This window comes from Cobetia sp. 3AK, assembly GCF_029846335.1.
Classification (GTDB): Bacteria; Pseudomonadota; Gammaproteobacteria; order Pseudomonadales; family Halomonadaceae; genus Cobetia; species Cobetia marina.
The window spans coordinates 92133-113415 of record NZ_JARWKR010000005.1 but is presented as its reverse complement, the minus strand read 5'-3'; the positions used below and the strand labels follow the sequence as shown (position 1 = coordinate 113415).

The following is a 21283-nucleotide window of genomic DNA, read 5'->3' as shown; positions in this document are numbered from 1 at the left end:
CTTATATATTAGTCAATTTTCAACTTAGACTTATCACGCTCATAATTAATCTTTAATTGTTGGCTTATCTCTTCACTGAAAGGGCGTAAGACAGTCGCTTTACTTTTTTGTTTATTATTATCCATCATATTGACTAACTTTTTAGTCATGTGAGCTGGATAATGATCTGACATGTGTTCTAGTATACGGTAAGATTCAAGAGATATTTTAGATCGCTTAATCGATGCACCTTCACCTGCCTTAGCATAACTTTCATTAAGATTGGTTATCGAGTTAAGATATTTATCTTCGTCGTCAAATATACTCTCAAAACATGTTACTTTTACTTTACATTCTAGCGTGCTTTCGATTGCATTTAACAACGGAAGCCATGAAAAACTCTTCAGTTCAAAACTATCAAAATATTGACCAATACTAATAAACCGATAATGCCTAAGGTATTCACAATAACGAGAAATAAGATAAGACTCAGGGTCACGTATAGTTATGTGTGCTTCTATATCCTTATATTTGGTTTTAACTTTTAACGCCTTTAATCGGTTCACGACATCAGGGTAAATTAACTGACTAGTAATCCTTTCAGTACCACCGAGAATATTTTCGTCAGAAATAATTATTGTTCGAGATAACTTAAGGTTTTTTACAAGAGAATCAGACATATCTATCTTCTCATGTAAACGAGAAGTAATAGCTTTACGAGTCGACTCTAAATCGAGATAAGCTATAGAGTGCTCTTTCAATATAGAGGTAGAGTTATAAAGTCGAGATTGAAAATAAGTGGTTGCTGTCTTATGTACACCAAGGTGGAGTATAAGGTTATTTATCATTTTATTCTTTCCATAAACTCAGAGCCGAACTTATCTTCAAGAAAATCATATTGTGGTGCTGAATCCTTTACTAACATATCAACCGCGCTAGTGGTGAGCTCTGTAGGCTTGGTTCTATGAATAACTTTACTCGCGCCTTCATAGGTATGGTTTTCTACATTTAGAAACTCGCTAACCTTGCCTAGTAATGCAAGAGGGGCTCTCTTAATGTCTCCGTAAGGTAAATACAATATCTGTGAAAAATATTTTTCCCAAAGCGGCATATTCTGCAAATAATCCGCCCTACCCTTATACCTTACATACTTATCTATATTGGTATTATCTACTGTAGATGCGTCAATACCAGACCTGTTAAGCACCATTTTGGCTTGGCTAATAGCTCTAGAAACCGGATCGCGAACAAGCCAAATAATTTTTATATCACCTAAGTCTTCTTTGATTTTCTTAATTCCAGCCTCAGAGATAGCACTATACTCAGGTGTAATCTCTCCTTTTACTGACCTATTATATGCTTCAACGTGATTGAATAACGAGAAATACCACTCTTTAGTCAAGGGCTCGTTCAACTCAATACCATTAATATAAGCAAGATCAGATGATGTTTTATTTGACTTTGATTTTATTCTATTAATGGCGTTTTCTATATGTTTTGGAGCCCATTGTCTAGCCCCAGTCCCTTCACCGAAATGATAGTCATAATAATGCACCTCTTTAATATCAGGTAACCAAATATCAGGATGCTGCCTTAACATATCATACAACCAGCTTGTACCAGCTTTCTGGGCACCAATACATAGGAAATCTGGGCGAACAGTATTATCACTTGACATATGCATTATACTCCTTAAGTTTGTTGGCTATCATTATGCCCTCTGGCCTTAATTCATGTAAAATATTCATTATGGCTCGAGAAGCAGAAATATCGTAGCTCTCTATATCAATTGCAATGTCCCTTAACTTAGTTATCTCATCCCCCTTTATTATTTTTGCACCAGCAGAGGCATAAAGATACTCACGCCAATACTTATTAATTACTGACTTTCTCTTAGGAGTAAGATATATATTCTGATCGCTTGTCAGCCACTCGTAATACCTGTTGTAATATCGCCTGGATCTAGCTTTTTTATAAAACCCTAATGGATCAATCTCATTGTTTAAAAAGGCATTAACAATCCAATCGAGCATTGATAGCTTTTTCAAATGAACTGGGATAAAATGGCCTACTCCAGGTAATTTAAGCTCGCCAAGATTCAATCTCTTAACATGCAACCTATCTAGATTAAACAGTGGATCATATATAACAGTGCCTTTGCCATTATATAATGCCCCATCAGAAAACTCAGAAGTCCAGTCTAATCCTGTCTGTGCTTTGACAAATCTAGTCTCAAAGCATGCCAACTCATTAGATAAGGTGGTAATTGGGTTAAATAAAAGAACGCGGTCAATATTTAATAAGTTACCTAACGATAAAACGCCAAAACCACCCATACTACCACCATACCCTAATCTTTCCTTAAATATAGACAGATTAGATGCACATTTTCTGAGAATTTCAAATAAATCGTTATCGCGATACCAATAAGGTCGATCTATACTGCAGAAAGAAACGCAATTAAATCCTCTTTTGACAAAATAATCATAACCCCAGACATCTTGATGTTCGGTGATACTTTTACTATCTGCGTATTTACCTAGCATTGAGAATGTAATAACAACAGGTTTATCCAAGTTAGTTAAACTATATTTGCAATAAGTCTTGGATGTATGGAACTTGCCTATATTGTTGCCTGTAAACTCTGGAATCATGAGATAACCTAAAGTATTTTTCTACAAAAGTAGTATTTTGGATGATAAATACGAGGATCACGTATGATTATTGGATTCCCCTTACTATCAAACTCATATTTAGTAAGGGTGTAGTTAGAAATATGTCGGCATGCTATGGGCATAGAGAAAACTACAGTTTGAAAGAAGCTTTCGTCTGGAATCCAAGAATATTTAAATATAGATATATACTTTTGGTGATTGGCAAGTACGTATTCTACAGTAGGGTTAGCTAGACACCACCATTGGCTGCCATATTTAATCGTTATTTTCTCAGAAATATTTTTTTTGATCTTTAATTTTTTCTGTACTTTATAAAGGTATCTATGGGCCTTGGGATATTTCCTTTTATTAAGGAAATGTCTATACAAAACTCTATCTTCTCTTATACCTCCTTTTATCCAATTACTTCCTTCACACTCCATATAGTTACAATTATTACTTTTACTCAAAAACAGCTTTAATTTATTTAAAGCCTGCACAGGATAACAAAATTCGCTTAAAAGATAATAATAGCGAGTCTTAAACTTATTATTAGCCTCCTTTAGCATACGCAATGAAGCCTCAACTAGGCTCCACTGGCCCCACCCGCACCGGACTCGATGCTTCAATATATGGCATCTCGAAGTACCATGAAGTCTTGCCTTCAACTCATTGAATTTAGCGCGTGATGAGTTTTTATCAAAATGAATGACCACCTGGCCAGTCTCATCATCCGATAAAATCCTGGTGGCCAGCCGAACGATACGATCTGGGCTGTCATGACACAGAATCAGGTAACTGATCGTCACTTCAGCTTCTTCACTCATCATTGATCTCCTGAGTGACGACAGGCTTCTGAGACTCGCCAGGGTACTGAGCCTGACTCTTCCTGGGTAATAGCGATTCCCTAGATTTGAGTGAGCTATCTATCTTTGGTTCTTTTTTCATGACTTTCTGCAATCGCGCGAAATTCTGCTTATGCCGATAGTAACCCTTGGACGCACGTTTGGGATGCCAAAGATGTACCAGGGTGGTACCTGCCAAACGGCTTTGCTCGCCATACAGGGAAAAATACGCACGGAAACCACGGTACTCGTTAATATCCCCGCTCCCCATGTTCCGCAGATATTCCGGCGGCAAAGGCGCTATCGGATAACGCTGCCCCAGGCGATGCAGCAGCTCGAAGTCTTCTGCCCCGTGCCCCTTGAAGGATTCATCATGCCCTCCCATGGCAAGCAGGTCCTGGCGCTGCGAGACGATGGCGGAACTCCCCTGTACCAGGAACTGCAGCTTTCCCTTCAGGTGCTGATGACACTCTTTGAAGCACCAGGCTTCCTGGTCTTGCTCAAAAGCGTAGATAAAATCATCAGTGCCCTCTTCCGTGAGGAAGGCAACCGGGATACAGAAGAAATTCTGAGGTTTCTCGGCCAGTTGCGTATGCAGAACATGTTGCTTGATGCGCTCATACACCGAAGGGCAGCCAATGAAATCCACATCATGAAAGATGACGACGGGAGCCTTGGCCGCTTTGACACCTCGGTTCCGGGCCCGCGCCAGAGAAAAACGGCGCCATTGCGTCTGCAGGGATACCAATGTGATTTTCGCCGAATAATGCGAACCGCTGGACACTAGCTGCTTGAGATAGCGCTTGACGGAAAACGGACTTCCATCATCCACCACCACGACTTCAAAACCACCGGGAATAGTGCTCAGCAGTCTTTTGAGTCGATGTATCTCGCGCTGCTCTACTTCCTGGGCGCGAATGGGGATGATGATGGTGGCAATGACGTTATTGAAACTTGCTGCACACATGGTGAGACTCGCAGGGCGGTTAAGAAGGTGGATAATCCGATGTAGTCTCCAGCGCATGATGAGGCTGGGCCTGGCATATATTGGCTGGTGCAAGCAGATACATGGTCTGCCTGCGAAGGCCCATCAGTCCAGTCCATCCAGGGCATCCAACCTGGCTTCCAACTGCGCTTTCTGCTCCCTCATCAAACGCAACGCCTTGTCGAGCACTTCTTTATCTTCCTTATTCAAGGGTACCTTGCCAGATTCCACTTGCTGCTGGCCCAGCTTGATGGCTTCAAGCCCCTTGCGATTCTGATTGACCTGCTGCTTGGCTTGCTTGCGCTGTTCTTGCGGCGTGGCGGCCACGATGGCTTTCAGGTCTTCCAGCTCCCCTTTCCAATGCTGATGCAGTTGATTGAGCACCTTGATGTCCTGCTGTGGCCAGCCTGCATCCTTGGTCTGACGAATCACCTGCCACAACCCGCCTACCTTGGGTTGCCTTTGCTGAATCATCTTTTGCAAGCCAGCCAGTTTTTCCGCAGTCAACAGGGCGGGGTCCATTCCGCTGAGGGCAATCTCCTCGCTCGATTCTGTCGTCGGATCCTGCTTGTCTGAATCGAGATGGTAGGCAAGGATGGCGTCATTGATGTCGTCATACCAGATGGCCTCGCCTTGGCGGATATAGATTCCCGCCTGACAGAGTTCACGCAGCATCCCCTCACCATGAGACACCATGATCAATGAGGCCTGGCCAACCCGACGCTGAAACAACTCCTGCGCCTTGGCCTTGAAAGCCCTGTCCCCCACGGCGGTCGCCTCATCCGAGATGTAGACATCAAAATCGAACGCGAAGGACAGTCCGAAGGAGAGGCGGGAGCGCATCCCGGAGGAGTATGTCTTGACGGGCTCATCGAAGGCCTTGCCGATTTCCGCGAAGTCTTCGACAAAATCGACGATTTCAGCCACATCCGTGGCACGCCCCTGGGCGCGTGCCACGAATTTGACATTCTGCCGACCGGTCATGCTGCCTTGCATGCCACCGGACAGCCCGATTGGCCAGGAAACTCGGCTATGGCGAATCACTTCGCCACGTTCCGGAGTGTCCATGCCGGCAATCAATCTGAGCAAGGTTGATTTGCCAGCCCCATTGGCACCGATGAGACCAACACTCACACCGGACGGAATCGTGAGATTGATATCTCGCAGCACCCAATCGCTACCATGATGGTTGTGATAGCGCTTGTAGAGATTTTTGATCTCTATCATGACTCAGTCCCGATGTTCTTTGATGATCAACATCAACATGCTGGCGATGAAAGCCAGGAAGATGGTAATCAGTGCAAAGACCGTGATGTTGTAAAGGCGTTCAGGCTGGGTCGAATATTCTGGCATCAGAGGGCTTTGCAGCACACTGACCTGCTTCAACTTGCGAGCAGCTTCAAGACGTGTGTTTTCCAGCGCGGCCAGAGCACTGGAGTATGTCTCTTGTGCAAAGGTGGCCTTGAGTTCCAGCGTTTCATACTGTGACGATATGCTGTTGAGTGAACCACCTGTTGCCTGTGCCAGGCGATCGCGCTGCTTGGTGATCTGCTCACGCATTGCCACTATTTCCGCCTGTACACGACGCATATCAGAGGCGCGGTTGCTCTGGAAGCTTCCCAATGCCTTGCGCTGGGCCTGCAACGTTGCCAATTGCCCTTCCAGGGTCGCTACTACCTGATTGATGCTTTCCACTGTGCTCGTCGGTGAAACCAGTCCTTCCTTGTTCTGGAATTCCAGCAAGGCTTCTCTGGCATCATCCAGACGCCCTTCAAGACGGGCCAATTGTTTCTCGAGGAACGTGACCTGTTCTTCGGCCAGTCGGCGTCCCATCTCGTTCATGTGAGCTTCGCCGGCCGAGAGCAGCAACTCAGTCATCTTGTGGGCAAATTCGGGGGTATACGCCTGGACTTCGATATCCAGTACGCCCGCGTATTCATCCATTTCAATATTGACGCGACGAAGATAATAATCATGCAGTTCTTCGATCGGAGCATCCTGATCCATCAGTGACGAGAACAGGTCACCATGCTGGCTGTAGTGCTCCCTGAAGCCCAGCTTTTCATCAGCCAGCTTCAGCATGTCCGTGGATAGCAGGTATTCACGCAGCAGCAGCAGGTCCTTGTCAGTGCTCCCCCCAGTCAGCAGAGAAGAGACACTGAAGTCCGTCGTGGCGATCTGTGGGCTTTCCAGCACTACCGTCGCCTTGGACACATAACGGTCCGATGCCCACAGGCTCCAGTACAAGGTCACCAACACGATGGCGATCAGTGCCAGGGCCCAATGGGGCTGACGAGTCATAAAGGCTTTCATGGATTACTTCGCCTTGAGTTTATGAGAAAAACGGATATGTAACATCAGACCCAGCGCATTCAATGACAGGATGAAGAACCATAGGTAGAGAAGACTCGTTCCCTTTACCACGTGATATCCCTCGAAGAAACCAAGGCGAAGCAACTCCAGCCCATGAGGGATCGGGTTCCACATCAAGTATTCCAGCAGCCAATGCGGCAGATGATTGATGGGGAAGATGACACCCGAAATGATCAACAATGGCAGGCTGATGATCTTGACGACCCTTTCCACCTCCTCCACCAGTGTGGCGAGTACTGAAAGTGTCAGCCCCAACCCCAGGCCCAGGCCCCACAGTGAGAACCAGCTGAATAGCGCAAACAGCGCATCATCTGGGGCTAGCGGTATTCCCAGCAACAAGCCCCCGGCAATGAAGAGCAGAAAGACGAAGGTCCTGAGCATGCCCTCCAGGAAATTGCGCACGATGACCGGGTCTGATGTCTGTACCTGCCGATAGGTAAACAGCGCCTGATTGGCGTTGACGGCCCCCATGCCGCGCATCATCCCTTCCCTGACGAGGTGGAATCCCATCAACCCCACGATCAGCCAGGGAATGAATTCTGCATTGATAATCAGTCTGTCATTTCGCACGAAGGAACGAATGAACACCATGATACCGACCAGTGCGATCGGTTCCGCGATCATCCAGAACCAGCCCATGCGATCGGCCATGGTACGGCCGACGGCTTCACGCACGAACATGGCGTACCAGACACTGCGCGTCACGGCCCAGGCGGAGCGGGCCTTGGGCCCGCTCTTGTTGTCGTCTGATGGGTGTTGAACTGAAGGACTCATGTCACCGTTCATGTCACTGGCCATGATCAGAGGTCTATCGCGACTTTGGTGGCGACGGCGACCTGATAGAGAATCTGCGTGATGCTGGTGGCCAGCTGCAGATTCTTGGTCGGCGGTTCCGGCAGTACCAGAATCTGGTCACCCGAGCGTAGCTCGACTTCCTCGGCACGGCGGACGGCGCCGTTCTGGCGCACCACCAGAATCTGGTCTTCATCCGCGTGCTGGGTGAAGCCACCGGCACTGTTGATGTAGTCCATCACCGTCATGCCCTGGGTGTAGACCACGGCCTGAGGCACCACGACTTCGCCGCTGATCAACAGGGAATCGCTGATTTCCGGGATGGTGATGACATCGCCGTCCTGCAGACGCACGTCGGCGATGTTGCCATCGTCACGTGCCACGACCAGTCGCCCGGTCGGCTCTTCCTTCTTGGCCTGCTCGACGAATTTCTCGATCATCGCGGCTTCCTGGACACGAAGCTCGGATTCTTCGGTGGTCGAGGAAGACGCGCCGAGATAGGTGGCTTGAAGACGCTTGAGACTGTCCTGCAGTGCCTGCGCCTGCTGTTCCTTTACGCTTTCGCGGCGGATGGAAACGCTCTGGTAGTCGGTCAGCCCTTTGGGCACGCCGACGGCGTTGAGCAATTCGCCCAGATGAGCATCCCGCGGCAGTGCATAGCGTGAGGGGCCATAGAAGCTGCCTTCCAGCTGCACGACGATGGTCTCGTCGCGCTGGTCGGCACTGAACAGCACTTCATCCCCGGCGCGCACGTCAGCGCCACGAAATTCCGCCACCGGCAGATAGCGCGAGATGGGGCCGTCCGTACGCGAGCCGCGCAGCAGCACGTGCGAGACACCAGACTTGAGGCGCGCCAGATTCAGCACGTCTTCCCCGCTCAGGCGCGAGTCGGTGAGTTCATAGCGATAGTCACGCTCGACATCTCCCACCACGCTGATGGCCGGGCCACGCTCCTCGACGACGACGGTATCCCCATCGCGGAACTGCGGACGGGCGATCTCGCCGTTGATCAGGAAGTCATACAGATCGACCGTGTTGATGACGCGGCCGTTGCGCTTGATCTTGATCTTGCGGTAGCTGCCGAGTGCCTGGTCGATACCGCCGGCCTGATCCAGGAAATACAGCATGGAGTCATTCGGGGTACCGGCATAACGACCCGGATTCTTGACGTAACCGGTGACGAAGACGCCCACCGGCTGTACGCCCTGCAGATTGGTATAGACGCTGACATTCTCCGGATACACCTCCTGGATGGCAGCACGCACCTTGCCGTCCAGCTGGGCATTGGTGGTGCCCTGCACTCTCACCGGGCCGATACCCGGCAGGAAGATGTTGCCCTGCGCATCCACCGGCAGGACAGACTCCATCTCCACGCCACCCCAGACGCGCAGGGTGATCTGATCACCTGGCTTGATGGTGTAGCTGCTGTTGAGGCCATCGGCCATCATGCCGCGGAAACCACCGGTAAAGAGGTTTTCGCCGAACGGCGGCAGAGAGTCGGGGTCGGTCTGCTCACGTGAGGTCAGCGGGCCGTAGGTGCCACTGCGCCAGTCGGCGCGCGCCTTGTCTTCCACACTGTCCGTCTTCTGCGGAATGCTGGAGGCCTGGTCGTCGCTGGACAGGATGGAACCACCGCCCAGGCCGGCTGCCATGGCAGGGCTGGCGTTCAGGCACGCTACCGCCACCAGGCACCCGGCCCGGAGCAAGAATCTGGAAATTGTCATCGGGCTAGGCCCCTCGTAGTGCAAAAAATGGTGCAGTGTTGATCAGGAATGTCAGTGCCGGTCACGCCAGCCTGTTCCCTGTTGTCGTCGGTTCATACCGTGTCGCGGTGCGGGCCTGTCAGCGAGAAGTTGCCGCAAGCGCGTCAGCGCGCCTCTTCCAGCAGACCGGTCACCAGCCGCTGGGTCACCCAGGTGCCCTCGCCGGCCTTGCCCTCGTTGCTGGTACGACAGGCCAGCTCCTTGCTCGGCAGGTCACGCGCATTGGAGACCGTCAGCTCGCGACAGATACGCCCACTGGCGGCGAAGTAGCGCTCATGGGCGACCACTTCTACATCGCTGCCCCAGGGGCTGGTGGGCACGGCGATCACGCTGCCGGGGGCAGAGCTGTCGAGAAATGACGAGACATCCGCCGGCAGTGACGCAGCACCGGTGAGATTGGCCAGGTTGGTGCTGCCAGCGCCGGTGGAGGCGGGATAGGACGTCGCGCAACCGGCGATGGTCAGTGCGAGGCTTGTGACCGCCACGAGTCGCATGGCGCTCGGCAGACGGGGTGTGAATCGGGATTGAATCATGAGGAAGTCCTGAAACGGCAGACGCCCCCGCCTTGCGGCGAGGGCTGATCGGCGTGGATGCATCAGCCGATGACGTTGTAGTGCTTGAGCTGACTGACCAGCGTGAGAGCGGTCTGCTCCAACGTCAGCTCGCCGGTGTTGATCTCGATTTCCGGCTTCTCCGGGGCTTCGTACGGGGAGCTGATACCGGTGAAGTCACTGATCTCGCCGGCACGCGCCTTGCGGTACAGCCCCTTGGGATCCCGCTCTTCGCAGACGCTGATCGGCGTGTTGACGAAGACTTCGATGAACTCGTCAGTGCCGACCATGTCGCGCACGGTCTGGCGATCCGCCTGGAATGGCGAGATGAAGCTGACCAGGGTAATCATGCCGGCATCGACCATCAGCTTGGCGACTTCGCCGACACGACGGATGTTCTCGGCGCGATCATCCTCGCTGAAGCCGAGATCCCCGCACAGGCCGTGACGCACGTTGTCGCCATCCAACAGGTAGGTGTTGTAGCCCATGGCGAACAGCTGACGCTCCAGCGCGTTGGCGGCGGTGGACTTGCCGGCGCCGGACAGGCCGGTGAACCAGATGATGCAGGGCTTCTGCTTGTTGCGTTCGGCGCGGCGCTGCTTGGTGACCGCCATGTCGTGCCACACGATGTTGCTGGCACTCAGGGTCTCCTTGACCATGCCCGCACCGATGGTGATGTTGGACAGGCGATCAATGAACACGAAGCTGCCGGTATGTGGCGAACGCTGGTAGCTGTCCATGGCCAGCGGCTGGGTCAGCTCGACCTGCACGCGGGCGATGCCATTGAGCGGGATGTTCTCCGCTTCATTGCGTGCCATGGTGTTGACGTCGGTCTGGTGAATGATGCGCCCGACGCGGCCGATGACACTGGAGGTACCGAGCTTGAGCTCGTATTCCTTGCCGACCACCAGCGGGTTCTCGTGCATCCACACCACGTCCGCGGTGAACGCGGTGCAGGGTTCCATGTCGGAATCCACCGCCACGATCATGTCGCCGCGCGAGATGTCGATCTCATCGGTCAGTGTCAGCGTGACAGCCTGGCCCGGCCAGGCGATGTCGAGATCGCCGTCGAAGGTGACGATACGCTCGACCGTGGAGGTCTTGCCGGACGGCAGTACCTTGATCTGCTGGCCCGGTGAGACAGTGCCGGCGGCCAGGGTGCCGCAGTAACCACGGAAGTTGAGGTTCGGACGATTGACGTACTGCACCGGGAAGCGCAGGTCGGTCAGGTTGCTGTCCTCGGTGACATCGACGGTCTCGAGGATGTCCATCAGCGGACGCGCTTCGTAGGCAGCATCGTCATACCACGGGGTATTGGCGCTGAGAGAGACGACGTTATCGCCTTCCAGTGCGGACAGCGGCACGAAGCGGATATCCGGGACTTCCAGGTCCTTGGCGAACGCTTGGTAGTCCGCGACGATCTCGTCGAAGCGTTCCTGGGAGTAGTCGACGATATCCATCTTGTTGACCGCGACCACCAGATGCTGGATGCCCAGCAGCGAGCAGATGTAGCTGTGACGACGGGTCTGGGTCTGCACGCCATAGCGCGCATCGATCAGGATGATCGCCAGGCTCGCGGTGGAGGCACCGGTGGCCATGTTGCGGGTGTACTGCTCGTGCCCCGGGGTATCGGCGATGATGAACTTGCGCTTGTCGGTGGAGAAGTAGCGGTAGGCGACATCGATGGTGATGCCCTGCTCACGCTCTGACTGCAGACCATCGACCAGCAGCGCCAGATCCACCTTGCCGGTGGTGCCGCTCTTCTTGGAATCACGGGTGATGGCGGCCAGCTGATCTTCGTAGATCATCTTGGAGTCATGAAGCAGACGACCGATCAGGGTCGACTTGCCGTCATCCACGCTGCCGCAGGTGATGAAACGCAGCAGATCTTTCTGCTCGTGTTCCTTGAGATAGGCTTCGATGTTTTCCGCGATCATTGTTGACTGGTGTGACACTGTCGTTCTCCCTGAACCCGGCCTGTCCGGCGCGAGCCTCCCATGAGGCTTCCAGCGCTGCGAACATCCCGTGTCCTGTCAATTTCGTTGAGTCTTGCTTGCCTGACATCGTGCAGTAGCCGTTGCGGGCTAACGCAATTCTGGTGCGCCCGCCGCCTAGAAGTAGCCTTCGCGCTTCTTCTTCTCCATGGAGCCTGCCTGATCGTGATCGATCGCACGACCGGAGCGCTCGCTGGTACGGGTCAGCAGCATTTCCTGGATGATTTCCGGCAGGGTCGCGGCGGTGGATTCCACGGCGCCGGTCAGCGGATAGCAGCCCAGGGTGCGGAAGCGCACGGACTTCATCTCCGGCACTTCGCCGTCCTTGAGCGGCAGACGGTCGTCATCGACCATGATGTCGAGGCCGTCACGCTTCACCACCGGACGCACGGCGGAGTAGTAGAGCGGCACGATCTTGATGGATTCAAGATAGATGTACTGCCAGATGTCCAGCTCGGTCCAGTTGGAGAGCGGGAAGACACGGATGGACTCGCCCTTGTTGATCTTGGAGTTGTAGATGTTCCACAGCTCCGGACGCTGATTCTTGGGGTCCCAGCGGTGGTACTGGTCACGGAAGGAGTAGACACGCTCTTTCGCGCGTGAAGCTTCCTCGTCACGACGCGCACCGCCGAAGGCCGCATCGAAACCATGCTTGTCCAGCGCCTGCTTCAGCGACTGGGTCTTCATGATGTCGGTGTACTTGGCGCTGCCGTGCTCGAACGGGTTGATGTTCGCCTCGACGCCTTCCTGATTGATGTGCTCGATCAGTTCCATGCCGACTTCCGCGGCCATCTCATCGCGGAACTTGATCATCTCCTGGAATTTCCAGGTGGTGTTGACGTGCATCAGGGGGAACGGCGGCACGCCCGGCGCGAAGGCCTTGCGCGCCAGGTGCAGCATCACGGCGGAGTCCTTGCCGATGGAGTAGAGCATGACCGGATTGGAGAACTCGGCCGCCACTTCACGAATGATGTGGATGGACTCGGCCTCGAGCTGCTTGAGGTGGGTCTGACGTTCCGGTGTGATACCGAGTTTTTCAGCCGTGGAAGATGCTGTCATTACAGATTCCTTGAGATCACTCTGCTAGTTGTTCCTGCCCTCTTCACTCGCAGGTCGTATTTGAAGTCCAAAGGAGTGAAGAGAACACCTTGTTTTCTGACATGAGACTGACATGCACAGACGTCAGTCCTGTGACGTAGCGACTCACCACACGCAGTCGCGCATCACGCCCAGGGGGCTGCCGGTCTGGCACATACGATGAAATAGGGATTCAGCACGCTATCGTGCTGGTTGTAGCGCAGCGCCTGGCGAGTCTCGGCATTGAGCACCTGCCCACCGGCAGCCTCGACGACGGCATGTGCCGCGCCGGTATCCCACTCACAGGTCGGGCCGAGGCGCGGGTAAAGATCTGCCGCCCCTTCCGCCACCAGACACAGCTTCAGTGAGCTGCCCATGGCGACGATGTCACAGGCATGGAAATCGGCGACGAAGGCCTTGAAATCATCGCTCTGGTGGGAGCGGCTGCCGACGATGCGCCAGCTGTCCTGCTCACCGGGCACCTGAGCGACGGAAATCGCCTGGCGCTCGCCCTCGCCGACCTGCTTCTCGGCGATGGATGCCTGGCCCTCACTCTGCTGGGCACCCACATAAAGCGTCTCGATGGCCGGCGCATAGACGACGCCCATCGTCGGCACGCCCTGCTCGATCAGCGCGATATTGACGGTGAATTCGCCATTGCGCTTGATGAATTCCTTGGTGCCATCCAGCGGGTCCACCAGCCAGTAACGGGACCACTCGCTGCGCACGTCCCAGCGGATGTCGGCATCTTCCTCGGACAGGATCGGCGTGGCGCCGAACTCAGCCTCCATCTCCTTGAGACCCTCGACGATGACGGCATGTGCCGCACGGTCTGCCGTGGTCAGCGGGGAGTCATCCGCCTTCATGTCGACAGTGAAGTCGCCACTCTCATAGATGTCCATGATGGCGGCGCCGGCCTTGCGAGCAATCGACTCGAGCGCGGTCAACATCGCGCGTGTGGTACTTGCCGCAGTCGTGTCTGTCATGTGCCTTCCTGTGCGTATTGATGTCTTGTACTGAGGTGGATTGTGTCGCTGATGGCTGAGGTGATACGCGCCTGTGCCGCCATCGGCGTTCTATTGTTTCGGCCATGTCCTGCCAGCGGCGCCACATCGCCTCGCCTGATGCAGAGGCAAGAAACCTGCCATCACCGGCTTTCCCGGGTCCCCGGTCTAACCAGTGAATGGCCAGATCACGGGAATCAGGACGACGGATGTCACCCCGACGATGAGGCTCATCGGCAGCCCGACCTTCATGTAATCCGAGACCTTGTAGCCACCGGGCCCCATCACCATCAGATTGGTCTGATAACCCAGAGGTGTGAGGAAACTGGCTGAGGCAGCAAACATGATGGCAATCGCATAGGGCATCAGGGAGACGCCCATCTGCTCACTCACCGCCATGGCGATCGGGAACATGAGCACGGCGGCGGCATTGTTGGTGATGATCTCGGTGAAAAGCGTCGTGGTGAGATAGACCAGCACCAGCATCAGGAAGGGAGAACCACCGCCGAACTGCATCAACTGGTCAGCCACGATCTGGGCTGCACCACTATCGGTCATGGCCTGGCCCAGCGCGAGGGCGGCGGCGATCACGACCAGCACGCTGCCATCGATGCTGGCACGCGCCTGGGCGGCAGGCAGGCAGCCGGTGAAGACCATCAGAATGGCGGCGGCGACAGCGGCCTCGACGAGTTCGACCATGCCGGCCAGATGCGTGACGATCATCAGGCTCATGATGGCAAGCGCGATGGGCGCCTTGGTCAGGTTGGGCATGCCGTTGCCGTCCAGGGTGCTGACCAGCAGGAATTCGCGATTGTAACGGTGCAGGCGCGTGAAATCGGCCGCGGCTTCCAGCAACAGGGTGTCCCCGGGGCGCAGCACGATATCCCCGACCTTGCTGTTGATGCGCTCACCGTCCCGCGAGACGGCCAGCACCACGGAGTGATAGCGGGTACGAAAACGTGCTTCCTTGATGCTCATCCCGACCACCGGTGAGCTGGGCGCGATGACGGCTTCGACCATGCGGCGCTGGTGGTGGTCGAGATCCAGCCCGGCCGCATCGCTCTCGAGCCCGCGGAAGGCGCGGACTTCATGAGCGGTATCCGCCACACCGACGAAGATGAGGCGATCGCCTGACTGCAGGATGGTGTCAGGCCCGACCATGGACAGCAGCTTGCCGGAGCGTTCGATCTCAGCCAGATAGCCGTACTGCAGACTGCGAAGCCCCGCCTCTTCGATGCTCTTGTCGTGCAGTGGGCCCTTGTCGGCGACACGCATGGCCACGGAGTATTCGCGACCATTGCCGAGCTGCTCGACCAGCCCCTTGCGCTGCGGCAGGAAGCGCCAGCCCACCAGCACCATCCAGAGCGTGCCCGCGATGAGTACCGGGATCCCCAGCGCCGTGATGTCGAAGATGCCAAGTCCGGGCTGCTTGGCCTGTGACTGCAGCAGGCCATCCACCACCAGATTGGTACTGGTGCCGATCAAGGTACAGGTGCCGCCGAGAATGGCGGCGTAGCTCATCGGCATCAGCAGACGGGAGGGAGAGATCTTCATGCGCGCGCACCAGCCCTGAACGAGACCGATGAACAGTGCGACCACGGGAGTATTGTTGAGGAAGGCACTCAACAGCGAGGTGATCGGCATCAGGCGTGCCAATGCGGAAGACGGTGAGGTGGGACGCCCGAGCAGACGCTCCAGCATCCAGCGCAGCGCGCCGGTCTCCTGGACCCCGGCCGCCACCACGAAGAGTGCGCCGATGGTCATGATCCCCGGATTGGCGAAACCGGACAGGAAGGTGGTAGGAGAAATGACACCCAGCAGGATCAGCAGCACGGCGGCGGCCATCATCAGCCACTCAGCGGGCCAGCGGTTCCAGATCAGTCCTGCCAGCACACCTATCGTGACGACGAGTGTAATGACAGCATCCATGTGCTGCGCAATATCCATCTACAGATGTTCCCTTGGCATCCTGCCGCTTCTCGTTTCTGCTCAGCGCGTTCATTCGTGAGGTGCATGACCCACCGAGCTTGGCGAGGAGACATTCTCTATCGAAGCGGGACACATTAGCAGCAAAGCTCATGCCACTAAAGCATGCAGTTAATAAGACTGACTTGAGGCAAAACGCTCAGACTAATCATTTGCCTGCTACCAGTTTCATCCACGAAGACTTTGATTGAATTCATTCGTCACTTTGCGTACTTTCCCTATTTGCGGACTCTGCGTCAACGGTAATGCCGCAAGAGCGGCAAGGACGTCGCCATCACCACGAGTGAGTAGTCACTTTTTTTCAGTGCAACGGATATCTTGCATGCTGGGCGCAATCAAAAAACACGGATGGTGGCTTTTCATGCAGTCTCGCTGCGCCTTTCTCGCTGACTACCCGAATCGCCGGCCCCCCCCGACATGCGGGGCCTCCCGGCAGACACTGTGCTTCTCGCGTGGAATCCTGCGCCAGCCTCACCTTGAGGCTTTCATTCCGGAGCTGTTGCCACTGAAGAAGGCCGGCGTCTCGGCATCTCTCGGTGCGACATGCCGTTCGCCGGCATGCCCCCCCCCCTCGTGTCGCCCGAAAAACGCCGCTGCCACCCCACCTGCGACCGGCAAAAATGTAAGAAAATCACCACTTTTTGCATGTTTACCTCGCCAGAAAACAACGCCCATCAAGGCCACTTCTTCCCCTTCGATATTCGGCTTTAGTAGTACAAAAAATGCTAATGTATGCAGTATTTTCCGCACTGAATCCAGCGCTGTCGTCGGATGGGGACACAAGGAAACGGCGGCTCAGGCGCGCGCGTATGCCCGGCGACATGCGCTGCCCTATATCGCATTGGAAGATGGCTTCGTGCGCTCACTCACGCTGGCAAGTGCAGGCTACCCCGCCATGTCGATGGTGGTGGATCATCAGGGCATCTATTACGACGCCCGCCAGCCGAGTGACCTGGAGCAGCTGATTCTTGAGGCGCCTGAGCGTCAGGACGAGGCGCTTCTGATGCGTGCCCGCACTGCCATGCAGCGTCTTCGCCACCAGCGCCTGAGCAAGTACAACCATGCGCCGGAGCGACAGCTGCCTGCCAGGACGAAGGCGCGGCGTGTACTGGTGGTAGACCAGACATCTGGCGATGCCTCGGTAGAAGGCGGCATGGCTACGCAGGCGACCTTTCTCGCCATGTTGAGAGAGGCGTGCGCCGAGCCGGAGGCCGAGGTGTGGGTGAAGACACATCCGGATGTGATCGCCGGCAAGAAGCAGGGCTATCTGGTGGAAGAGGCGCGCCGACTGGGGTGTACCCTGCTCAGCGACGACATCAATCCCTGGTCACTGTTCGAGCAGGTGGACGCCGTGCATGTGGTGACCAGCCAGCTGGGCTTCGAGGCACTGCTGGCCGGCTTGACGGTGACCTGTCATGGCCTGCCCTTCTATGCCGGCTGGGGGCTGACCGAGGATCGCCAGGCGTGCGAGCGCCGCGGCGAATCACGCCGCCTGGAACAGGTCTTCGCCGCGGCGTACCTCGAGTATTCACGCTATGCCAACCCCTACACCGGGGAGCGCGCTTCGCTGGAGGAGGTCCTTCAGCTGCTGGCAGACCAGAAACGAGTCGCTTCACGCATGGCAGGACAGTGGCAAGGGCTGGAGTTTTCCGGATGGAAACAGAAGTTCATCGGCTTCTTCCTGGGACCATGGTCGGAACTTCGCTTCGAGAAGCATCCTGAACGCGCACTGGAGCGTCTCACTCAGCCGACTGCTTCCGCATTGCCACAGAAGGTCCTGAGCTGGGCTGGCCGCACGCCCCCCGAGCGCCAGGAGAAGGTCAGATCAGCCGGCGGCGAGCTCTGGATGATGGAAGACGGCTTCCTGCGCTCCGTCGGCCTGGGAGTGGACCTCACCCGCCCCCTGTCGCTGATCGTCGACGACAAGGCGATGCATTTCGATGCCCAGCGTGCCAGCACGCTGGAGGACTGGCTTGAGCACCACGCGCTTGACGACGCCGAACTTGCGCGGGCGCGTCGTCTGCGGGAGCGCATCATTGCGCTGGGACTGAGCAAGTACAATGCAGAACATGACGCCCTGCCGGACCTGCGGGCCCTGGCCGGCGAGCGCGAGATCGTGCTGGTGGTCGGCCAGGTGGAGTCGGACGCCTCGATCCGTCATGCCTGCCCGGGCATCAAGACCCACCGTGAGCTTCTGGAAGCGGCGCGGGAATTGCATCCTGATGCCTACATGATCTACAAACCGCATCCTGACGTTGTCTCTGGTGGGCGGCGCGGGGAGATGTCCGGCGAGAATACGCCAGAGGACCTGGTGTTGACATCAGGCGATATCTGCCAGCTGTTCGAACAGGTCGATCATGTCCACACGCTGTGTTCCCTGGCGGGCTTCGAGGCACTGTTGCGCGGAGTGGAAGTCACGACCCACGGGCTGCCGTTCTATGCCGGCTGGGGGCTGACCCATGATCGCGTCAGCTGTGAACGTCGCACACGGCGCCTGAGTCTTGATGCGCTGGTGGCGGGTGCCCTGATCGAGTACCCACTGTACGTGGACCCGGTGTACGGGCATCACTGCAACGCCGAGACGGTTGTCACGATTCTGGAACAACAACGCACCATGCTGAGAAATGGCACCCGCAAGATCACCCTGCCTTGGAAAACAAGGCTCTACCGCGGCTATCGTGCGCTATTCATTGGAAGGCACTGACCTATGCAACAAGGAAGTCTGGCGTTGCCGAATCATCATTCTCCCCTGTCGGGCGGCTCTGAAGCGCGCGGCCTGGCATCGCTGCAGCCGCTGTTCAAGCTGTCGGAAGATATCGGGGTGATGCATCCGACCACGCAGGACACACCTTCCTCTCTGCTGACTCCTCCCCCTGTCGCGCGTCGCATTCCCGGCGGTGGACAGCGGCGTGTCTTCCTGCTGTTGCAAGGGGTCTGCTCGCCCTTCTTCCTGCATCTTGCCCACAAGCTGAAGCAGGACGGGCACGAGGTCATCAAGGTCAACTTCAACAGTGGCGACAGCTTCTACTGGCGCCACGACAAGGCCTACGCCTATCGCGGCCGGAGTGAAGACCTCGGCGAGTGGATCGCCGAGCTGTGGCGCAGGCACCACGTCACGGATCAGGTGCTGTTCGGGGATCGTCGTCCCGTGCACCGGGATGCCGTGCTCAAGGCGGAATACTTCGGGATTCGCACCCATGTCTTCGAGGAAGGCTACTTCCGCCCCTTCTGGGTGACGCTGGAGCGCGAGGGGGTCAATGGCCACTCCCTGCTGCCGCGTGACCCCGACTGGTTCCGTGAGGCGGGCAGGCAACTGGACGACGCGCCCACGCCGCAGCGCTTCAAGGCCTCCTTCTGGGAGCGCGCCCGTCATGACATGACCTATCATCTGGCCGGTGCCGCCAATCCGCTGCTGTTCCCGCGCTATCGTCCGCACAGCATCAATGCCGCGGAGGAATACTGCGGCTATGCCACGCGCCTGCCGTTGATGCGCTGGTACAAGCGGCGGGATGCCGGGCGCATCGAACAGCTGATGAACAGTGGCGCGCCCTTCTACCTGCTGCCGCTGCAGCTCAATACCGATGCCCAGATCCGTCATCATTCGCGCTTTTCCAACATGCAGGAAGTCATCCAGCGAGTGATGAAGAGCTTTGCCCTGAACGCTCCGCGCGGGGCGCGCCTGGTGATCAAGAACCACCCACTCGACATGGGTCTGGTGGATTACCCGAAGCTGATCCGAGAGCTCGAGCGCCGCTATGACGTGATCGGCCGCATCGTCTATCTGGAAAGCGGCAATCTCGAGAAGCTGCTGCAGCATGCCAAAGGCATGATCACCGTCAACAGCACCACCGGCAATGTCGCGCTGCAGTATCGCTGCCCGACCTACTGCATGGGCGACCCGATCTTCAACCTGCCCGGCCTGACCTTCCAGGGCAGCCTGCACGAGTTCTGGACTCAGGGCGAGAAGCCGGACACCACGCTGTTTCGCAGCTTCCGCAACACCGTCATCCATACCGTGCAGCTCAATGGCGGCTTCTACTGCAAGCCGGGCATGCAGCTCGCGGTGAGGGGAGCCTCAAAGATACTGTGTGCCGAGCGCTCGCCGCTGGAGCAGATGTTGAGTCGCTGCTGATCCTGCCTCCGGGCCGAACATCGAGATCGTCGTTGGCAGGGATGCCACCGTCGATCATGAGAGCGCCATCAGGCGCCTTGCAGAGCAGGAACCCCCGAAGGCAGGCCGCGTGTCTGCCTCAGGGCCACAAGAAGAACGACCATGAACAACGCAAGGGAACTGCCGACCGTGAGTGTCGGGATTCAAGGGAGACGATCATGACGGCAATGCCCCCGCAGCAGCCTGACACCCCGGCACCGTCCGCACGGGATGACGCAACGACCACCGAGCAGCGTGAAGGAAAGCAAGCTCCGGATGGCGCACCGCAGCAGAATTCGCGTCCTGCCACTGCCCTGCGCCGCGTGCTGATCACGGGCGCGACCGGCGAGATAGGCGGTGCGCTCGCGCGTGCCTATGCCGCCCGGGGCACCACGCTGATCCTCACCGGTCGCAAGCAGCGCAAGCTGGATGCCATTGCCGGCGAATGCCGCGCACTGGGTGCCGAGGTGGAGTGCACGGTACTCAACCTGTGCGATGAAGAGACACTCTTTACCTGGCTGGATGAGGTCTGCGCACAGGGAGTGCCGGACATCGCCATCGCCAATGCCGGCATGAACACCGACATCGGCCCCCAGGGCAATGGCGAGCGCTGGGAAGACGCGCGTCGCCTGCTGCAGACCAACGTGGTGGGCACCTTCGGCATGGCGCATCATCTGGCCATGGCGATGAAGGCGCGGGGCAGCGGCCAGCTGGTGCTGCTCAGCTCGCTTGCCGCCTGGCACGGCCTGGCACTCACGCCGAGTTACAGCGGCAGCAAGGCGGCGGTGAAGGCCTACGGGGAAGGACTGAGAAGCTGGCTGAAGCCGTTCGGGGTCGGCGTGACGGTGGTGATGCCCGGCTATGTCACCTCCCCGATGTGCGAGGCGATGCCGGGCCCCAAACCCTTCGAGATGCCCGCCGAGCAAGCCGCACGCCGCATTCTCAAGGGTGCGGCACGCAACCGGGCCCGCATCAGCTTCCCCTTCCCGCTCAATTTCGGCTGCTGGTGGCTCAGCGTGCTGCCAGCCGGTATCTCACAGCGTCTGCTGGGATGGTTCAATTACACTCACTGAATGGCTGCCTCACCCCACCCTGTCCGTCGCATGCCAGGCATCGCGGGCAGGGTTCCA

The 21283-nt window shown here is 56.2% G+C and carries 17 protein-coding genes; 3 read left to right on the top strand and 14 right to left on the bottom strand.

Translation table 11 applies throughout. The features are described from left to right. Window positions 1–8 precede the first annotated feature (8 nt). From QD228_RS08710 to QD228_RS08645, 14 genes are all read right to left on the bottom strand, one after another. Complete coding sequence (locus tag QD228_RS08710) at window positions 9–659, bottom strand: hypothetical protein (protein WP_279875213.1); 651 nt, start codon at window positions 657–659, stop codon at window positions 9–11. A 164-nt stretch (window positions 660–823) separates the two neighbouring features. Then, a complete protein-coding gene (locus QD228_RS08705; protein ID WP_279875212.1) occupies window positions 824–1657 on the bottom strand; it encodes a sulfotransferase in 834 nt (277 codons plus the stop codon). Beyond that, entirely contained in the window at window positions 1647–2633 is a 987-nt protein-coding gene (locus QD228_RS08700; RefSeq protein WP_279875211.1) for a hypothetical protein, read from the bottom strand. Before QD228_RS08700 ends, QD228_RS08705 begins: the two co-directional genes overlap by 11 nt. Before the next feature lie 8 nt (window positions 2634–2641). Beyond that, the gene (locus tag QD228_RS08695) at window positions 2642–3460 is read right to left on the bottom strand and encodes a beta-1,6-N-acetylglucosaminyltransferase (protein ID WP_279875209.1); all 819 of its coding nucleotides are present in this window, start codon (window positions 3458–3460) and stop codon (window positions 2642–2644) included. Further along, complete coding sequence (locus QD228_RS08690; protein ID WP_279875208.1) at window positions 3453–4445, bottom strand: glycosyltransferase; 993 nt, start codon at window positions 4443–4445, stop codon at window positions 3453–3455. The genes QD228_RS08695 and QD228_RS08690 overlap by 8 nt, the downstream gene beginning before the upstream one ends. Window positions 4446–4568: 123 nt before the next feature. Next, on the bottom strand, window positions 4569–5690 hold the full coding sequence (locus tag QD228_RS08685; protein ID WP_279875207.1) for an ABC transporter ATP-binding protein: 1122 nt from the start codon (window positions 5688–5690) through the stop codon (window positions 4569–4571). Between the two features lie 3 nt (window positions 5691–5693). After that, the gene (locus QD228_RS08680) at window positions 5694–6776 is read right to left on the bottom strand and encodes a chain-length determining protein (RefSeq protein ID WP_279875206.1); all 1083 of its coding nucleotides are present in this window, start codon (window positions 6774–6776) and stop codon (window positions 5694–5696) included. Between the two features lie 3 nt (window positions 6777–6779). Further along, the gene (locus QD228_RS08675) at window positions 6780–7610 is read right to left on the bottom strand and encodes an ABC transporter permease (RefSeq protein ID WP_279875433.1); all 831 of its coding nucleotides are present in this window, start codon (window positions 7608–7610) and stop codon (window positions 6780–6782) included. Between the two features lie 26 nt (window positions 7611–7636). Continuing rightward, window positions 7637–9352, bottom strand: a complete 1716-nt coding sequence (locus QD228_RS08670) for a polysaccharide biosynthesis/export family protein (RefSeq protein WP_279875205.1) — start codon at window positions 9350–9352, stop codon at window positions 7637–7639. Between the two features lie 143 nt (window positions 9353–9495). Beyond that, a complete protein-coding gene (locus QD228_RS08665; RefSeq protein ID WP_279875203.1) occupies window positions 9496–9924 on the bottom strand; it encodes a DVU3141 family protein in 429 nt (142 codons plus the stop codon). A gap of 62 nt (window positions 9925–9986) precedes the next feature. Next, window positions 9987–11897, bottom strand: a complete 1911-nt coding sequence (gene cysN / locus QD228_RS08660) for a sulfate adenylyltransferase subunit CysN (RefSeq protein WP_279875201.1) — start codon at window positions 11895–11897, stop codon at window positions 9987–9989. Between the two features lie 156 nt (window positions 11898–12053). Continuing rightward, window positions 12054–12995: a sulfate adenylyltransferase subunit CysD gene (cysD, locus tag QD228_RS08655; RefSeq protein WP_200017172.1), complete on the bottom strand. Its 942-nt coding sequence runs from the start codon at window positions 12993–12995 to the stop codon at window positions 12054–12056. 164 nt (window positions 12996–13159) lie between these two features. Next, window positions 13160–13999: a 3'(2'),5'-bisphosphate nucleotidase CysQ gene (gene cysQ / locus QD228_RS08650; protein ID WP_279875197.1), complete on the bottom strand. Its 840-nt coding sequence runs from the start codon at window positions 13997–13999 to the stop codon at window positions 13160–13162. 186 nt (window positions 14000–14185) lie between these two features. Next, the gene (locus QD228_RS08645) at window positions 14186–15964 is read right to left on the bottom strand and encodes an SLC13 family permease (RefSeq protein WP_255304546.1); all 1779 of its coding nucleotides are present in this window, start codon (window positions 15962–15964) and stop codon (window positions 14186–14188) included. A gap of 778 nt (window positions 15965–16742) precedes the next feature. On the opposite strand from QD228_RS08645, the gene QD228_RS08640 reads away from it, so the two are divergent. From QD228_RS08640 to QD228_RS08630, 3 genes are all read left to right on the top strand, one after another. Further along, complete coding sequence (locus QD228_RS08640; RefSeq protein ID WP_279875431.1) at window positions 16743–18707, top strand: capsular polysaccharide biosynthesis protein; 1965 nt, start codon at window positions 16743–16745, stop codon at window positions 18705–18707. 3 nt (window positions 18708–18710) lie between these two features. Beyond that, window positions 18711–20135, top strand: coding sequence for a capsular biosynthesis protein (locus QD228_RS08635; RefSeq protein ID WP_279875193.1), 1425 nt, complete (start codon window positions 18711–18713; stop codon window positions 20133–20135). Between the two features lie 197 nt (window positions 20136–20332). Next, window positions 20333–21226, top strand: a complete 894-nt coding sequence (locus QD228_RS08630; protein WP_271303431.1) for an SDR family NAD(P)-dependent oxidoreductase — start codon at window positions 20333–20335, stop codon at window positions 21224–21226. Window positions 21227–21283: the final 57 nt, after the last annotated feature.

What these genes read in the sequence shown, in the direction of transcription:
- QD228_RS08695 (WP_279875209.1), bottom strand. Translation starts at nt 3,460, where the DNA reads ATGAGTGAAGAAGCTGAAGTGACGATCAGTTACCTGATTCTGTGTCAT.
- QD228_RS08680 (WP_279875206.1), bottom strand. Translation starts at nt 6,776, where the DNA reads ATGAAAGCCTTTATGACTCGTCAGCCCCATTGGGCCCTGGCACTGATC.
- QD228_RS08705 (WP_279875212.1), bottom strand. Translation starts at nt 1,657, where the DNA reads ATGTCAAGTGATAATACTGTTCGCCCAGATTTCCTATGTATTGGTGCC.
- cysQ (WP_279875197.1), bottom strand. Translation starts at nt 13,999, where the DNA reads ATGACAGACACGACTGCGGCAAGTACCACACGCGCGATGTTGACCGCG.
- QD228_RS08645 (WP_255304546.1), bottom strand. Translation starts at nt 15,964, where the DNA reads ATGGATATTGCGCAGCACATGGATGCTGTCATTACACTCGTCGTCACG.
- cysD (WP_200017172.1), bottom strand. Translation starts at nt 12,995, where the DNA reads ATGACAGCATCTTCCACGGCTGAAAAACTCGGTATCACACCGGAACGT.
- QD228_RS08710 (WP_279875213.1), bottom strand. Translation starts at nt 659, where the DNA reads ATGTCTGATTCTCTTGTAAAAAACCTTAAGTTATCTCGAACAATAATT.
- QD228_RS08685 (WP_279875207.1), bottom strand. Translation starts at nt 5,690, where the DNA reads ATGATAGAGATCAAAAATCTCTACAAGCGCTATCACAACCATCATGGT.
- QD228_RS08670 (WP_279875205.1), bottom strand. Translation starts at nt 9,352, where the DNA reads ATGACAATTTCCAGATTCTTGCTCCGGGCCGGGTGCCTGGTGGCGGTA.
- QD228_RS08690 (WP_279875208.1), bottom strand. Translation starts at nt 4,445, where the DNA reads ATGTGTGCAGCAAGTTTCAATAACGTCATTGCCACCATCATCATCCCC.
- QD228_RS08630 (WP_271303431.1), top strand. Translation starts at nt 20,333, where the DNA reads ATGACGGCAATGCCCCCGCAGCAGCCTGACACCCCGGCACCGTCCGCA.
- QD228_RS08665 (WP_279875203.1), bottom strand. Translation starts at nt 9,924, where the DNA reads ATGATTCAATCCCGATTCACACCCCGTCTGCCGAGCGCCATGCGACTC.
- QD228_RS08700 (WP_279875211.1), bottom strand. Translation starts at nt 2,633, where the DNA reads ATGATTCCAGAGTTTACAGGCAACAATATAGGCAAGTTCCATACATCC.
- QD228_RS08675 (WP_279875433.1), bottom strand. Translation starts at nt 7,610, where the DNA reads ATGAGTCCTTCAGTTCAACACCCATCAGACGACAACAAGAGCGGGCCC.
- QD228_RS08635 (WP_279875193.1), top strand. Translation starts at nt 18,711, where the DNA reads ATGCAACAAGGAAGTCTGGCGTTGCCGAATCATCATTCTCCCCTGTCG.